This is a genomic window from Nocardia sp. CS682, from assembly GCF_004634405.1.
GTDB lineage: Bacteria > Actinomycetota > Actinomycetes > Mycobacteriales > Mycobacteriaceae > Nocardia > Nocardia ninae.
In genome coordinates this window covers 3,298,865-3,314,201 of sequence record NZ_CP029710.1, presented here as the reverse complement: position 1 = coordinate 3,314,201, position 15,337 = coordinate 3,298,865, and the positions used below count along the sequence as shown (strand labels likewise).

General features: G+C 67.6%; 17 protein-coding genes. 7 read left to right on the top strand and 10 right to left on the bottom strand.

Annotated features, from left to right (window positions below):
* Positions 1–2 precede the first annotated feature (2 nt).
* Entirely contained in the window at positions 3–1,589 is a 1,587-nt protein-coding gene (locus DMB37_RS14970; RefSeq protein ID WP_135233232.1) for an adenylate/guanylate cyclase domain-containing protein, read from the bottom strand.
* 96 nt (positions 1,590–1,685) lie between these two features.
* Complete coding sequence (locus DMB37_RS14965; protein WP_135237588.1) at positions 1,686–2,309, bottom strand: hemolysin III family protein; 624 nt, start codon at positions 2,307–2,309, stop codon at positions 1,686–1,688.
* 214 nt (positions 2,310–2,523) lie between these two features.
* Here DMB37_RS14965 and DMB37_RS14960 point away from each other — a divergent pair, with 214 nt between their 5' ends.
* Together DMB37_RS14960 and DMB37_RS14955 are read left to right on the top strand one after the other, a co-directional pair.
* Positions 2,524–3,303, top strand: coding sequence for an isoprenyl transferase (locus DMB37_RS14960; RefSeq protein WP_135233231.1), 780 nt, complete (start codon positions 2,524–2,526; stop codon positions 3,301–3,303).
* Between the two features lie 30 nt (positions 3,304–3,333).
* A complete protein-coding gene (locus DMB37_RS14955) occupies positions 3,334–3,948 on the top strand; it encodes a hypothetical protein (RefSeq protein WP_135233230.1) in 615 nt (204 codons plus the stop codon).
* Positions 3,949–3,954: 6 nt separating this feature from the next.
* Here DMB37_RS14955 and coaA read toward each other — a convergent pair whose 3' ends face one another.
* Complete coding sequence (gene coaA / locus DMB37_RS14950; protein ID WP_107659191.1) at positions 3,955–4,887, bottom strand: type I pantothenate kinase; 933 nt, start codon at positions 4,885–4,887, stop codon at positions 3,955–3,957.
* A 235-nt stretch (positions 4,888–5,122) separates the two neighbouring features.
* On the opposite strand from coaA, the gene DMB37_RS14945 reads away from it, so the two are divergent.
* Positions 5,123–6,319: a DUF885 domain-containing protein gene (locus tag DMB37_RS14945; protein ID WP_135233229.1), complete on the top strand. Its 1,197-nt coding sequence runs from the start codon at positions 5,123–5,125 to the stop codon at positions 6,317–6,319.
* A 311-nt stretch (positions 6,320–6,630) separates the two neighbouring features.
* Here DMB37_RS14945 and DMB37_RS14940 read toward each other — a convergent pair whose 3' ends face one another.
* Together DMB37_RS14940 and DMB37_RS14935 are read right to left on the bottom strand one after the other, a co-directional pair.
* A complete protein-coding gene (locus DMB37_RS14940) occupies positions 6,631–7,080 on the bottom strand; it encodes a nitroreductase family deazaflavin-dependent oxidoreductase (RefSeq protein WP_135233228.1) in 450 nt (149 codons plus the stop codon).
* An 18-nt stretch (positions 7,081–7,098) separates the two neighbouring features.
* On the bottom strand, positions 7,099–7,557 hold the full coding sequence (locus tag DMB37_RS14935; RefSeq protein WP_107660922.1) for a PaaI family thioesterase: 459 nt from the start codon (positions 7,555–7,557) through the stop codon (positions 7,099–7,101).
* Between the two features lie 95 nt (positions 7,558–7,652).
* Here DMB37_RS14935 and DMB37_RS14930 point away from each other — a divergent pair, with 95 nt between their 5' ends.
* Positions 7,653–8,285, top strand: a complete 633-nt coding sequence (locus DMB37_RS14930) for a TetR/AcrR family transcriptional regulator (protein WP_135233227.1) — start codon at positions 7,653–7,655, stop codon at positions 8,283–8,285.
* A gap of 9 nt (positions 8,286–8,294) precedes the next feature.
* Entirely contained in the window at positions 8,295–9,590 is a 1,296-nt protein-coding gene (glyA, locus tag DMB37_RS14925) for a serine hydroxymethyltransferase (RefSeq protein WP_135233226.1), read from the top strand.
* 131 nt (positions 9,591–9,721) lie between these two features.
* On the opposite strand, the gene DMB37_RS14920 is transcribed toward glyA, so the two are convergent.
* From DMB37_RS14920 to DMB37_RS14900, 5 genes are all read right to left on the bottom strand, one after another.
* The gene (locus DMB37_RS14920) at positions 9,722–10,465 is read right to left on the bottom strand and encodes an ESX secretion-associated protein EspG (protein WP_135233225.1); all 744 of its coding nucleotides are present in this window, start codon (positions 10,463–10,465) and stop codon (positions 9,722–9,724) included.
* Entirely contained in the window at positions 10,462–11,661 is a 1,200-nt protein-coding gene (locus tag DMB37_RS14915) for a hypothetical protein (RefSeq protein ID WP_135233224.1), read from the bottom strand. The genes DMB37_RS14920 and DMB37_RS14915 overlap by 4 nt, the downstream gene beginning before the upstream one ends.
* A 22-nt stretch (positions 11,662–11,683) precedes the next feature.
* The gene (locus DMB37_RS14910) at positions 11,684–12,268 is read right to left on the bottom strand and encodes a DUF3558 domain-containing protein (protein ID WP_135233223.1); all 585 of its coding nucleotides are present in this window, start codon (positions 12,266–12,268) and stop codon (positions 11,684–11,686) included.
* Positions 12,265–12,654 carry a hypothetical protein gene (locus DMB37_RS14905; RefSeq protein WP_135233222.1) on the bottom strand — a complete coding sequence of 130 codons (390 nt, stop codon included), beginning with the start codon at positions 12,652–12,654 and terminating at the stop codon, positions 12,265–12,267. The genes DMB37_RS14910 and DMB37_RS14905 overlap by 4 nt, the downstream gene beginning before the upstream one ends.
* 170 nt (positions 12,655–12,824) lie before the next feature.
* On the bottom strand, positions 12,825–14,021 hold the full coding sequence (locus DMB37_RS14900; RefSeq protein WP_135233221.1) for an FAD-dependent monooxygenase: 1,197 nt from the start codon (positions 14,019–14,021) through the stop codon (positions 12,825–12,827).
* Positions 14,022–14,133: 112 nt separating this feature from the next.
* Between DMB37_RS14900 and DMB37_RS14895 the strand changes: the two genes are divergently transcribed.
* Positions 14,134–14,865: a TetR/AcrR family transcriptional regulator gene (locus DMB37_RS14895; protein WP_135233220.1), complete on the top strand. Its 732-nt coding sequence runs from the start codon at positions 14,134–14,136 to the stop codon at positions 14,863–14,865.
* Positions 14,866–14,917: 52 nt separating this feature from the next.
* Entirely contained in the window at positions 14,918–15,337 is a 420-nt protein-coding gene (locus DMB37_RS14890; RefSeq protein WP_135233219.1) for a limonene-1,2-epoxide hydrolase family protein, read from the top strand.

Genomic DNA, 15,337 nt, shown 5'->3' with positions numbered 1-15,337 from the left:
GGTCAGTCGGTTTCCGTTGCGGCGGTGCGCACCTCGACGACCGCACTGCGCTCGATCGTCGGGTCGGCGGTTCCGGACGGTTCCGCCTCGGCTCCCGGCACAGCGGCGGCCGGGTGGTCCAGATCAGTCCAGCATGCCGTCGGCTTCTTCATACCCCGCAGCAGGATCGTCTCGTAGAGCGTCCATTTCGCGCGCTCATGATCCGCAGCGGCCTCGATGACCGCCCCGCTCACCAGGATTCGGTGCGGCACCTCTTTGGCCTCGGTGGTCAGCCGAGCGGCCTCGTTGACCGCATCACCGATAACGGTGTACTCCAACCGAGTGTCGGTGCCGACGTCGCCCGCGAAGACCCGGCCGTGCGCGACACCGATGCCGATATCGAGTTCACCGGCCGCGACCACCTCGTCGCGGATCCGGCGAGCGGCGCGCAAAGCAGGAGTCGCGTTGTCCCGCAGGGCGATCGGAGCGCCGAAGATACACAGCGCGGCATCACCCTCGAACTTGTTGACCAGCCCGTTGTTCTCCTCGGTCGCCGTGACGACGGTCGCGAGCAGCCGATTGAGCTTGGCGACGAACTCCTCGGGCGGTAACCCGGTGGACAGCTCGACCGAGCCGGTCACGTCGACGAACAGTGCGGTCACCACCCGCACGTCACCGGTCAGATCCACCCCGCCGGCCAGCGCGCGCTCGGCCACCTCGGTGCCCACGTGCCTGCCGAACAGGTCCCGCATGCGTTGGCGCTCACGCAGATTGGCGACCAGCTCGTTGACCGAGTTCTCCAGCCGCCCGATCTCGCTGGTGCTGCCCACCGGGACCCGCACATCGAGATCACCCCGGGTGATGCGGTCCAGCGCCCGGCGCAAGGTGCGCATCGGCGTGGCCACCGCACGGGCCAGGAAGGCGGTGGCCAGCGCGCCGACCCCGAGCCCGACCACCGAGAGGTAGATGGCGGTGCGCACCCGGTCGGACGGGTCGGCGACCGGATTGGCCAGGACCACGATCAGCATCAGCAGCGGCAATGCCGCCGCCACCGCCCAGCTCACCACCACCCGGACCAGCACCGAGGAGCTCCAGTGCATGGTGGGTCCGAGCACCGCGGCCACGATCGGAATGGTCGGCCGGATCAGCCGGTCGACGATGAGGAAGGTCAGCCCGACCGATTCGAACCCGCCGAAGGTGAACAGGGCCGCCATCACCGCGGGGTCGTTGTCGGGCGTCAGCCGCATCAGCATCACCGTGGCCACGATGACGCCGGTGATCCACACCACGAACGCGCGTGCGGTGATGGTGATCGGCAGCCGGAGCAGCTGCCGCGCCTCCTCCTCGGTCGGTTTGCGCCCCTGATCGAGCCAGCCGAAATGCGAGGACCGGTCCCGGATGGCGAGCGCGACTCCGGCCACGAAGCCGATCGAGGGATAGATACCCACCAGCGCGGTGGAGCGGATCCAGTCGGGCCCGAGCCTGCTGAGCGATCCGCTGAGCCACAGCTCGGTGATGATGACGGCCAGACCGCTGAGATTGGCGGTGATCACCACCGCCGCCAGCCCCGCGCGGGCTTTGAGGGCCCAGATGACCAGCCGGGCGATCATGGCGTTCGCACGCGCACGACGGCCCGTCCGGGCAGCGCGGCGCTGCGAACGGCAGTGACTAGGAACACGATCGAGCAGCTTAGCCGTTGGTGCTGGTCACCGGAGGACGACGAGCCAGACCGCCACATAGTGGGTGAGCGCGGCGAGCACGGTCGCGGCATGGAAGAACTCGTGATGACCGAAAACGGTCGGCCACGGGTTGGGCCACTTGGTGGCGTAGAGGATCGCGCCACCGCTGTAGAGCAGCCCGCCGACCAGCAGCAGGATCAGCGGCGCGATGCCGATCTGGGTGTTCAGCTGCCCGGCGACCGGCACGATCGCCCAGCCGAGCAGCAGGTAGAGCGGCACGCCGACCCAGACGGGGGCGGTGGGCCACAACAGTTTCAATGCGACCCCGGCCAGCGCGCCTGCCCACACCACGAGGAGCAGCGTCTGTCCGGTGCGGCCGGGCAGACCGAGCAGTGCGAACGGCGTGTAGCTGCCCGCGATGAACAGGAAGATCATCGAGTGATCCGCGCGCTTCATCCGGATCCGGGCCTGCGGCGTCGGCCAGGTCACCCGGTGATAGATGGCACTGATGCCGAACAGTCCGCACACCGTCAGCCCGTAGATGGCGGTGGACCAGCCTGCGGTCGCGGAGAGGGTGGCGGCCTTGGCGACCAGCACGATCGCGGCGATCGCCGCGATGCCGACCGCCCAGGTGTGGATCCAGCCGCGCATCCTGGGTTTGACCAGCGCGTCGGGCGCCGACTCGGCGGCTGACCCCGATTTTTCGGTCACTCCGGTGCCTGCCGCACCGACCGATTCGGCCACGAGCTACCTCCTGGTTGAACTCACCGGTAACCTACGGAACCGTAGGTTGCGGCCCTCCGTCACTGTACCGGGAGTACCCGGTCGCTGCCGGGATCGTGCCGGTGGGGCGTAGGGTGGCCGCGTGGAGCTTCCGGTTCGGGTGCGGGGTTTGCCGTATCGCATCTACGAGGCCCGGCTCATGAAGCAGCTGGCCGGCAAACAACATCCCCGGCACGTCGCGGTGATGTGTGATGGTAATCGGCGGTGGGCCCGGGAAAACGGATTCACCGATGTGAGCCACGGACATCGGGTCGGTGCGGTGAAGATCGCCGAGCTGGTCGGCTGGTGTCAGGCCGAGGGTATCGAGATGGTCACCGTCTACCTGCTCTCCACCGAGAACCTGCAGCGCGACCCCGACGAGCTGGAGACGCTGTTCGAGGTGATCACCGATGTGGTCGAGGAACTCTCGGCGCCGGAACAGAATTGGAGCGTGCGGATCGTCGGCTCGCTCGACGGGTTCCCGGAGCTGATCGCGAAGCGCATGCGCACCGCCGCCGAACGCACCGAGGGCCGCGACGGCGTGCATGTGAACGTGGCCATCGGCTACGGCGGCAGGCAAGAGATCACCGACGCGGTGCGCTCGCTGGTGCGCCAGGAGATCGCCGCGGGGGAGACCGGCGAGGATCTCGTGCAGTCGATCACCGTGAACGCCATCGGCCAGCACCTCTACACCTCGGGTCAACCGGACCCGGACCTGGTCATCCGCACCTCCGGAGAACAGCGACTCTCCGGATTCCTGCTGTGGCAGAGCGCATACTCGGAGATATGGTTCACCGAGGCATACTGGCCGGAATTCCGGCGTGTGGACTTCCTGCGAGCACTGCGCGACTTCGCGGCACGGCACCGCCGCTTCGGGATCTGACGCCCGCCCCGAGACGCCGCGGGGTGCGTGATGAGTGAGCTCGACAGCCGCGCCGACGGACAACGGGCCGCACCCGCCGCGTCGACCGATGCGGTGCCGTACATCAGCTACGAGGAGTTCGGCAGGCGGTTCCTCGAATACGCCGCCACCGAACAGCGCATCCTCGGCGCCTTCGACCAGTTGACCGGCGCCGCCTTCGATTTCGGTCCGATCGGGGTCGGCCCAGGGCGGCTGGCCAAGGCGAGCGCGCAGGTGCAGCTCGGTCAGGCCCAGGTGCGCCGCGATCTCGACGAGGTGATCTCCTTCGCGCTGAAGATCCCGCTGAGCGTCGACATGCTCATCGACCTCGCGCTGGACAAGCACCGCTTCGAGGTGGACGGCCACATCCATTTACAGCTGATCGTGCGCGCCGCCGAGCCGCTGCGCGTGGTCATCGACATCGCTACTCCGCGCTCCAGCGACGTGCGCATCAATGTCGCCACCGACACCATTCGGGGGCAACTACTGCGCATCCTCGCCAGCGTCGACCAGGAGATCCGGCGATTCATTGCCCGCTATATCGCCAAGGAGATCGACAAACCGCACATTGCCGCGGCCCGCGATATCAATGTGGCGAAACGCCTCGACGAAGCCTGGAAATTGTAAGCGGGATCACAATTTACGCAGGCGCAGTCTATTGATGCTGTGGTCGGCGTCCTTGCGTAAGACCAGGGTGGCGCGCGGCCGGGTCGGCAGAATGTTCTCCACCAGATTCGGGCGGTTGGTGTTGTTCCAGATCTCCTGGGCCGCGCCGGTCGCCTGGTCGTCGGTGAAGGCGGCGTAGTGGTGGAAATGCGCGTTCGGGTCCGCGAACGCGGTCTTGCGCAGCGCGAGAAACCGTTGCACGTACCAGTTCTCGATGTCCTCGATGCGGGCGTCGACGTAGATGGAGAAGTCGAACAGATCCGAGACCATCAGCCGCGGCCCGGTCTGCAGCACGTTCAAGCCCTCGACGATGAGAATGTCGGGTTGGTGCACGCAGTGGAACTTGCCGGGCACGATGTCGTAGGAGATGTGCGAATACACCGGCGCGCACACCTCGGCCGCGCCGGATTTCACCTCGGTGACGAATCGCAGCAGCTTGCGGCGGTCGTAGCTCTCCGGGAACCCCTTGCGGTGCATGATGCCGCGACGGGTGAGTTCGGCGGTGGGATAGAGGAATCCGTCGGTGGTGACCAGATCGACGCGCGGATGGTGGTCCCAGCGAGCCAGCAGCGCCTGCAGCACGCGGGCGGTGGTGGACTTGCCGACCGCGACGCTGCCCGCGACACCGATCACGAACGGCACCTGCTGATCGGGGTGGGTCTCGCCGAGGAAGGTCGCGGTCGCGGCGAAGAGCCGCTGGCGCGCGGCGACCTGTAGATGGATGAGTCGAGCGAGCGGCAGATAGACCTCCGCTACTTCTTCGAGGTCGATCTGTTCGCCGAGACCGCGCAGGCCCCGCAGTTCTTCCTCGGTGAGCACCAAGGGAGTCGACTTTCGCAGTGTGCGCCACTGTTTCCGGTCGAATTCCACATACGGACTGGGCTCGCTCATTCGTCCCACTTACCCGACGCTCCAGTTCGGCAAACGCGTACACATACCGTGCCGGCTCCGTGTGATTCGGTCTAACTCTCGCCGCATAACCGAATTCTGCTCTGCCTCAACAGCGTGCGAAAAGCGGGGTACCGATAAGGGGCTATCCGGGACGATGCCGACGGCTTTCACCGGGGCGAGCACACGGCGGCCGCGCGCGATTATGCCGCGCGCGGCCGCCCGCTGAGCGACTAATGTCGGGCGGATGGCAGCGCATCCACTGGTGACCGAGTACCTGCGGCTCGGCTTGGCCTTCGACCGGCTCGAGGACGGATTCGTCGACGCGTACACCGGCGATCCAGCGCTGCGTCGCGACGTGCAGAACGCCCCCGCGCCGGAGCCGGGGCAGCTGGCCCGCCGGGCCGCCGAGCTACGCGCCGAGTTGCCCGAGGCCGGGCTGAGCGCGGAGCGCACCGAATTCCTCGACGTGCACCTGCGCGCGCTGGAATGCTCCGGCCGCAAGTTCGCGGGGGACGACATCGGTTTCGTGGAGGAGGTCCGCGCCTACTTCGACGTGGACATCGTGCCGGGTGACGTCGAGGACTACCGGGACGCGCATCGGCAGATGGACGAGGTGCTGGCCGGGGACGGCCCGCTGGCCGAACGGATGGCCGCGCACCGCAAAGCTGACGAAATCCCGCCGGAGCGGCTGCCCGCCTGCGTCGAAGCCTTCTCCAGCGCGCTGCGTGAGCTGGTCCGCGAGCGTTATCCACTGCCCGACCACGAGCACGTCACCTACGAGGTGGTCGGCGACAAGCCTTGGTCCGGTTTCAACTACTACCTCGGCAACTTCCACTCGCGCGTCGCGATCAACTCCGACCTCAAGCAGCACATGACCCATCTGCCGACTCTGATCGCGCACGAGTCGTATCCGGGGCACCACACCGAGCACTGCCGCAAGGAGGCCGGGCTCGTCGCCGCAGGCCAGGCCGAGCAGACCCTGTTCCTGGTGAACACGCCCCAGTGCCTGATGGCCGAGGGCCTGGCCGACCTGGCTCTGCACTCCATCGTCGGTCCCGGCTGGGGCAAGTGGGCCCAGGAGATCTACGCCGACCTCGGCTTGCGCTTCGACGGTGAACGCGCGGAGCGACTTTCGACCGCGGCGGCCGGGCTGATCAGCGTCCGTCAGGATGCGGCCCTGCTGCTGCACGATCGACACCGCAGCGAGGACGAGGTCGCCGAGTTCCTGCAGACCTGGAGCCTGGTCACCCCGGTCCGCGCCCGTCAGTCGTTGCGTTTCCTGTCCTCGCCGCTCTGGCGCGCCTACATCTCCACCTATGTGGAGGGCTACCGACTGCTCGGCGACTGGCTCGACCGCGCCATCGACGCGGACGAGCGGGCCGATCGTTTCCGTCGCCTGCTCGACGAACCACTGACACCGGGCGCTGTGCGCCGCGGCTGATACGGAGTCGCCCCCGCTGCCGGGCAGTGGCAGCGGGGGCGAATCTTCGGCGCGTACAGCGACGGTCTTACTGGATGACCGCGCAGTTGGTGCCGGAGGAGATGGAACACATGATGAAGGCGAGCTGACGGAGCAGGCCTTCGAGCGGGTTGGTGGGAACCGCGATCAGACTGAACATATAAACAACCTCGTGATGTTGAGATGGACAACCTCACGAGATTAACCGGTTGGGTTCGGGCGCCTGTTACGGCTCCGCATGCCCCGAAATCCGGTGTCGGAAGAAGCGTTGTCGACGGTGTGACAGCGCTGCTTCAGGCGTCGGCAAAGGTGATGCGCACCGAAATCGGGTCGCTTTCCAGCGCTTTCATGGTCCATTCCGCGGCGGACTCGGGCACGCGGCCCTTGGCGAAGCTGCGGGCGCGGGCGACCACGTCGTCGTCGGGGACGAAGGCGGCGGTGCCGGTGTACCAGCGTTTGCCTTGGCGCAGGCGGACTTTCGGGTCCGCGACGATATTGCGAGCCCAGCCGGAGCGGCGGCCGTGCTGTGAGATGAGCCAGGCGCCCTGCTCGTCTATCGAGACGGTGACCGGAACGCGGCGCGGCTGACCGGTTTTCGCGCCGGTGGTCTCCAACTCCGCGAGCAGCGCGGAGCGGATGCCGAGACGGTCGAGCAGGCCGACGGCGGGGTTCGCCAGATAGCGGCCGACGAGGCGTTCGCGCCGGAACTTGCGGACAGCGGCGCTGGTGCTGCGTTCACGCATGGCGGTACTCCTTGTGTCTCAACGGTTTCCACGGAAGATGACGCAGGTGGTGGTGGCGTGCGCGACCAGGCGGCCCTGCTCGTCGACGACCCGGCCCTCGGCGGTCGCGGTGGTGCGGCCGACGTGGATGGTGGTGCCGGTGGCGGTGAGCCGCTGGCCGTCGGTGGGCACGGCGCGGATGTAGTTGATCTTCAGTTCCAGCGTGGTGTAGCCGACGCCCGCCTCGAGCGTCGAGTGCACCGCGCAGCCCATCACCGAGTCCAGCAGGGTGGCGCAGATGCCGCCGTGCGTGGTGCCGAGCGGATTGGCGAAGTCGGGACGGGTCCGCAGCGCGAACACCACCTTGCCCTGCTCGAGCAGGTCAACCTCCATGCCGAGCAGGTCGCCGATGAACGGTGGCCGCCCCTCCATGGTCATGGCGGTCCGGAGCAGCTCCAGGCCGGACAGTTGGGCCAGATCGAGCGTGGTTTCCGACATTGATTCGTCCTTTCGGTGAACCGATCGGTCCACATCTGTCATGATTGGAGCATGAACCGATCGGTTCACGCAAGCAGGTACCGGAGGGAGCTGGCATGACCGGCCCACGCGCGCGGCTGATCGAGAGCGCCATCGAACTGGTGCGCGTACAGGGCGTGCACGCGGCAGGCCTCACCGCGCTGCTCGACCGCAGCAAGGCCTCCCGCAACTCGCTCTACCAGCACTTTCCGTCCGGAAAGAGCGAACTGGTCGCCACCGCGACCACCATCGCCGGTGCTCGCCTCACCACCGTGTTCGAGAAGATCACCGCGTCCCGGTCGCCCGATCGGTGGCTGGAGTCGCTGATCGGCTGGTGGGTCACCACGTTGCAGACCAGCGCGTACCGCTCCGGCTGCCCGATCGTGGGTGCGGCGCTCGCCGAATCCGAGCCCGAGATCCAAGCGGCGGCCGGCGCGGCCTTCGCCGACTGGCACGACAAACTCGGGGCAGGCTTCGCCGCCGCGGGCATACCGGCCACGGAAGCGAAGTCCTTCGCCAGTTTCGTGATCAGCGCGCTGGAGGGCGCCATCGTCCAGTCGCGCGCGGTGAAGTCGACCCAGCCGCTGACCGACGCGCAAAAGCACCTTTCGGTTCTGCTCGACCACTACCTCCCGGCCCCGGCCGAGGGCGATGGCGCGGTCGCGACATCGGGCGAACCCCGTGCCGAACAGCACAGCGGCGGCCAATAGACTGAGGCCGTGACGCAGACGACGGCCTCGGTCAATACTCAGTCTCTCGGTGAGCTCGATCCGGAGCTCGCCGCCGCGATGGCGGGTGAGCTCGCCCGCGAACGAGACACGCTCGAGATGATCGCCTCGGAGAATTTCGTGCCGCGCGCGGTGCTGCAGGCGCAGGGCAGCGTGCTCACCAACAAGTACGCCGAGGGTTACCCCGGCCGGCGCTACTACGGCGGTTGCGAGCACGTCGATGTCGTCGAGACCCTCGCCCGCGACCGCGCCAAGGAACTCTTCGGCGCCGAATTCGCCAATGTGCAGCCGCATTCCGGCGCGCAGGCGAACGCCGCGGTGCTGATGGCGCTGATGAACCCCGGCGACCGGCTGCTCGGCCTCGACCTCGCGCACGGCGGGCACCTGACCCACGGCATGCGGCTGAACTTCTCCGGCAAGCTGTACGAGACGCACTTCTACGGCGTCAGCAAAGAAGACCACCGCATCGACATGGACGAGGTGCGCAAGACCGCGCTCGACGCCCGTCCGAAGGTGATCGTGGCAGGCTGGTCGGCCTACCCGCGCCAGCAGGACTTCGCCGCGTTCCGCTCGATCGCCGATGAGGTGGGTGCCTACCTGTGGGTGGACATGGCGCACTTCGCCGGTCTGGTCGCGGCCGGCCTGCACCCCTCGCCGGTGCCGCACGCCGATGTGGTGTCCTCCACCGTGCACAAGACCCTCGGCGGTCCGCGCTCCGGCCTGATCCTGGCCAAGCAGGAATTCGCCAAGAAGCTGAACAGCGCGGTCTTCCCCGGCCAGCAGGGCGGCCCGCTCATGCACGCCATCGCCGCCAAGGCCGTCGCCTTCAAGATCGCCGCGGGCGGTGAGTTCAAGGAGCGTCAGGAACGCACCCTGTCCGGCGCCAAGATCCTGGCGGAGCGGCTCACCGCCGACGACGTCAAGAACAAGGGCGTCAGCGTGCTCACCGGCGGCACCGACGTGCACCTGGTGCTCGTCGACCTGCGCAACTCCGAGCTCGACGGCCAGCAGGGCGAGGATCTGCTGCACGAAATCGGAATCACGGTGAACCGCAACGCCGTTCCGTTCGACCCGCGCCCGCCGATGGTCACCTCCGGCCTGCGCATCGGCACCGCCGCGCTGGCCACCCGTGGCTTCGGCGACACCGAGTTCACCGAGGTCGCCGACATCATCGGCACCGCGCTCGCCGGTACCTCCGATGTCGAGACCTTGCGCGGCCGGGTGACCAAGCTGGCGCAGAGCGTTCCGCTGTACGACGGGCTGGAGGACTGGCGCCTGCTCGGCTGAGCCTGCGTTTGCGCGAATCCGTTGTCGGGCTCGTACCTCCGGTGGTCTGCCGGGGTACGAGCCCGAGCTGTATGCCGCTGCTCAGCGCCCGAACGGTGGGGGATCTACTCCGGCCGTTGTCGTGTGCGACGCTACGCGGAATCCATTCTGGCCCTGGCGCGGGCAATCGCCTCGTCCAGATACCGGATGATGTCGGCGCTGGTGCCGGGGCGGATCATCAAGGCACGGTTGGCGGGTACCTCGTAATACCGGCCGTCGGCGGCATCTATCCAGCGGAGGCGACCGGTGCGCAGCGGTTCGGCGTTGCGTGGGCCGAGCAGGACCGTCGCGGCGCCTCGGGTGGCACAGGGTTGGCGCCAGAAGCGGCGGTAGCGGTCCTTCACCTCGCTGGCCTCGGCGTTGCCGAAGAGGTCGGGGCGTTCATCGGTGAGATCGTCCAGCAGGAAGGACTTTTCGCCGGTGGTGCCCGCGCCGGTGTTCGGTAGCAGGCGCACCAGCTCGGACGTGAGTTGCTCGGTTCGGCAGCGGCGCAACTGAACCCGGCCGCCGGTGGGGGCGGGTGTCTGCTGCGCGATCACGCCCGCTCCGCCGCGGGTGGCGCAGCCGATCGCGCGCAGCTCGACGCCGTCGCGGGTGTTGTCGTAACCGAAAAGCTCGATGCGCCAATCAGGTCGGGCGAGCACGGTGATGGCACGCGAGAGTGGGGCGCGTTCCGGGCGGGCCAGCTCGTCCCGGAATTCCTGCTGGTAGGTCTGGTATTCGCGCAGGCCGGGGAAGCGGCTGGTGAAGCGGAACGGAAAAGGTAAGCGGTCGAGGCCGGTACCGAACCAGGCCGCCGCGAACTGCTCGGCGGACAACGACCACTGCGCCGTCATTTCTCGCCGATCACCGGCGGCACAGTCTTTTCCCTTTCACCCAGTAGTTCTTTGGCGTGCTCGGCGGTGCGCAGGTAGCCGGGGGACTTGTGTTCGTCGTCGTCCTCGCCTCGGCTGCGCGCTCCGGGCGGAAACATGCCGGGATAGCCGGCTACACCCGGGGTGCCCGGTCGGCCGGGGGTGGCGGCGGGTTGTGGGCCGGCGGCACCGGTGGTGGTGGCCGGTGGTGCGGGGCGTGAGGTGCCGGGCTGGGCTTCGCTGCGCGGACTCGCGGAGGTGCTGGGGTTAGCGGAAGTGCTAGGCGTGCCCGTCCGGCTCGGAGTTCCGTTAGCGGCGGCCGCGACCGTTGTGGGGGTGGACGGGAGCGTGCTGGTCGGGAACGCCGCGGTGATCGGACTTGCCGTGCTGGCCGGGGTGGTGATCGGGGAGTTCGGGGTGGACGCGGCCGTCGTTGTGGCGGCAGGGGTGGTCGGCGCCCCGTTGTTGCCCTGCTCCTGGGAAACCGCTTGCGGAGTGGTCTCTTCCGATGTGGGCTCGGTCTCGGGTGTGCTGGTTCCCGTTGGGTTGTCGGTCTCGGCTGTCGCGGCCTGCTTGCCGGAATCCCCGGTGCCCGAGCCGTTCTCGGCGGGGCTCGTGCTCGTGCCGGGGGTGGTGCCGGGGTCGATACTGCTGTCACCGCCGGGCGTCGGTATGGAGATCGGGTTGATCGGTGGCGGCAGTGTCGGAATGGCCGGGGCGGTGGTCCCGTACGGCTGGATGTACTGGGTGGTCATCTCGTCGCGGGCCTGCTCCTCGCTGGAGTTCCGCAGCTCGGCTCCGCGAGGATTGGTCGAGGTGTCCACCACGTCGGGCACCGACATCTTGAACTTCGCGGCCGCACTCGCCGCCTGCGACAGGGGCGTGCTCTGCGCGTTCAGCGTCTCGCCGAACTCGCCGACCCTGGTCGCGTAGTCCCGGATGCCACGCACCGCATTGTCGGCCGCCGCACCCTCCCAATGCTGTTCGACGGCCTGCTTGATGGCCGTCTCGAATTGGTGACCGGCGTTCGTCACCGCTGCCGCGATCTTCGACCAGGCGTCGAATGCGCTGCCGAGCCCGGCCGGGTTCATCTCGTCGGCCGCCTGCTTGATCTCGGCGTGCGTAAAGCTCTGCGCGTTCTCGGGATTGGTGATCGCGCGGCCGTCGGTCTGTCTCATGATCGCTCCCCCGTGGGGTTGTTCAGCTGCCCGCGGGCAGCAGTGGTGCGACTGCTTGGGCGATTTCGGTGGCGATATCGCAGGCGGCGAGGTTCCTGTTCGCCGGTGTCTGCGGAACGTTGGTCAGGATGTACAGCGAGCCGGCTCGCATCTCGATGTTGATCGAGCACCCGCCGGGGACATCGGGGCGCGCTTCGTAGCGCACCGCTTTGCGAGGGCCCGCCGGGATCTCCACGGCGGCAGGGAATTTGTCGCGCACCTGGCTGAATGTGTTGTTGGTCGTCTCGATCACGAAGCCGTAGCCGGCCTTGGCGACATAGCGGCAGCCCTTCCAGGTGACGCCGCCCGCGCTGTCCTGCTTGGGTTCCGGTGGCTTCGCGTTCCACTGCTGCTGGGCCAGGAACTGCGGTGTCAGCGCTGTGCACGGGTCGAAGGCGACGTGTGGATTCGACTCGCTGGATATTTTCGGTACGGCGGACGATGTCGACGTGGCCGGTGTCGGTGTGCCCGCGGCCTTTTCACCGACGCATCCGGTCAGCAGCAGTAATCCCGCCGCAACCGCGAAAACGGCACCGGGAGTCGCGGTTCCGCCGGAACCCGGATTCATACGCTGAGCTCCCGCAGCTTGGCGGCGAACCCGGCGTCGGTGCGGACGTAGGTGTCGCGGATGGCGGTGAACATGGCTTGGATCTCTTGTGCGACAGCGATGTAATCGGCGATGGTGTCGAAGGCGTTGTTCGGGCCGCCTGCGGCCTTCTCGCGGAACAGGGCGACCAGTTCGACGGCGGAGGACAATCGCGCATTGCCTTCGCCCAGGCCCCAATACGATCGTTCACCGAGTTCGCGCGCGTCGGTCTGCACTGCCACCAGCGAATCGATCAACTCTTGACACGCCTTGTCGATATCGACGAATCCCTGCGGGTCCATCCGCACCGTCAACGCCCCGGCCTTCGCATCCTCGATGTACCCGGGAAACGGGCTGTCCACCGCCATCACCGTCCCCTTTCATGAGTGCCTCTGACCCTATAGACGCGCCCCGCCCCGCTTCGGTTCCATCGAAACACAGCGGATTCTCCGGTGCGACCGGATCGGCGCATCGACCGTGCATACCGGTCGGCCTCGAATCCGCGCGAAAGATCGAAAACTCGCTGCGGCCAACGCTTTCAGTTGATCTCGCGCTGCCGCACCATGGCCGGGTAGTCCTGCAGGTCGATGTCGTTGGCGGCCTTGTCGGCGTACTTCGCCATGAGGGTGAACAGCCACGATCCGAGGAACCAGTTGCGCACCCGGATACCGAGGGCCGTCTTCGGCGCGAGGAACTTGCCCGTGTTGTTGTTGTCGGCGATCTTGGCGTAGCTCCGCATGATCTCGTCGTAGCGGGCGAAGGCCACCGGGTAATCGCCGTCGGCGACGGCGAGTTCGCCGGCGATGACGTAAGCGCCGATCAGCGCGAGCCCGGAGCCGAAGCCCGCCAACGTGTTTCCGTAAGCGGAGTCGCCGACCAGCGCGATCCGCCCTTTGGTGTAGCCGCCCGGCAACCGCATCCGGCTGAGCGAATCGAGATAGATGTCGTCGACGTCGGCCAGCTCGCTGAGCATCCGCGGTACGTCCCAGCGCACGTCGGCGAAGACCTGCTCGATGATGCGTCGCTGGGCGGCGGTGTCGTCGCGGGAGTAGTCGAGCTCGGGGGACGCGAACATGTAGAACTGCTGCGCTTTCGGGCCGCCGCTGATGGCGAGTTTGCCCGGCGCGTTGTGGCCGTAGGCGGTGGCGCGGGCACGCGGTCCGGTCGCGTTCGCGGTGGACGGGGCCGCGCCGGCGATGCAGTAGTAGTGGCCGAGGTATTCGACGAAGTCCTTTTCCGGTCCGAAGGTGAGTCGGCGCACCCGGGAGTGGATGCCGTCGGCGCCGAAGACCAGGTCGAAGGTGCGCGCGGGCCCGTGCTCGAATTCGACGTGCACGCCGTCGGCGAGCTCGGTGAGCGCGCTGATCGAGTCGCCGAACAGATATTCGCAGTGTTCCGCAGTGCGCTGGTACATGATCTCGGCGAGATCGCCGCGCAGGATTTCGAGGTCCCCGCCGGTGAAGTCGCCGGACATGGTGGCGAGCCGATTGCCGTTCGCGTCGACGAAGACGGTGTCGGTGGTGCCGGTCCGGCGCTGCTCGAGGTCGTCGCGCAGGCCCATGCGGTCCAGCACGGTCAGTTGGGTGCGGCCCTTGAAGTCGATGGCCTGGCCGCCCGGCCGCAGCCCGCGAGCCCGCTCGACCACGGTGACGGCGAAGCCGTAGCGGTGCAGCCAATAGGCGAGGGCAGGGCCCGCGATGCTGGCGCCGGAGATGAGAACGGTCTGGTTACGCATGAGTGCTCCATCCACATTTATCTGTGTCCAACGGATTCTGTTTCCGCCGGACACAGAGCAGCGTATGGTAGACACAGTTTCCGAGTCAAGCTGCCCTCGAAAGGATCCGGTCATGCCGACCCCGACCACCGTGCAGCTGCTGTGGGGCACCCAGCAGCGGCCCAAGCGCGGCCCGAAGCCCTCGCTTTCGCTGGACGGGATCGTGGCCGAGGCGATCGCGCTCGTGGATGCCGAAGGCCTGGCGAACCTGTCCATGCAGCGGCTGGCCGAGCGGCTCGGTTTCACCAAGATGTCGCTGTACCGGTACGTGCCGGGCAAAGAGCAGCTGACCGCGCTGATGCTCGACGCCGCGATGGGCACACCACCGGATATCGCTGCGTGGCAAGAGGATCCGTCCGCCGAGCGGTGGCGAGCCGGGCTGCGCCGGTGGGCCGAGACGATCTACCAGCGCTACTGCGCGCATCCCTGGATCATCGAACTGACCGTCGGTGCGCGGCCGTTCGGCCCCAATGAGATGGGCTGGCTGGAGAGCGCCCTCGTCGCGCTCGCGGACACCGGCCTCACCGGTCCGGAGCAGCTCGACACCATCGTGCTGGTCAACGGCCACGTCCGCAGCCTGGTCCAGCAGACCCAACCCTTGGGCGATGACCCGACCGCGCAGTTCGCCGAGATGATGAGCGTGGCGGGCGATCGCTACCCGGCCGTCACCGCCGCTTTCGCGGCGGAGGCGGCGGCAATGAGCGCACCACCAGACTCCGGCGGTGCGAACGACGCCCTGCGCTTCGGTATCGAACGCGTGCTGGACGGTTTGGGCGTCCTGATCGCCCGCCGAGGTGGCGGCTGAATCGGCCGACGGGGACTCCCCATCGCCCCCGGCCAGGGCCTATCGTCGGACCATGACCCAGGACCTGGAACTTCAGCAAGACGCGATCACCACTGTGCGGGAGTTTCTTTCCGCGCTAGAACTCGGCGCCGTCGACGAGGCGTTGGAACTGCTGCACCCGGACGTCGTCTGGAAGAACACCTCGCTGCCCGACGTCGGCGGCGGGCTGGCCCGCAAGATCCTGCGGAACCTGAATCGGGACCCGTTCGGTTTCGAGGTCGACGTGCACCACATCGCCGCCGACGGCAATATCGTGCTCACCGACCGCACCGACTTCCTGCAGTTCGGCCCGCTGAAGATCGGGTTCTGGGTGACCGGGACCTTCGAGCTGCGCGACGGCCGGATCATCCTGTGGCACGACCACTTCAGCTGGGAGAACCTCCTGCGCGGCACCGCCGTCGGGGTATGGCGCGCCGTGTTCTCCCGCGACTGA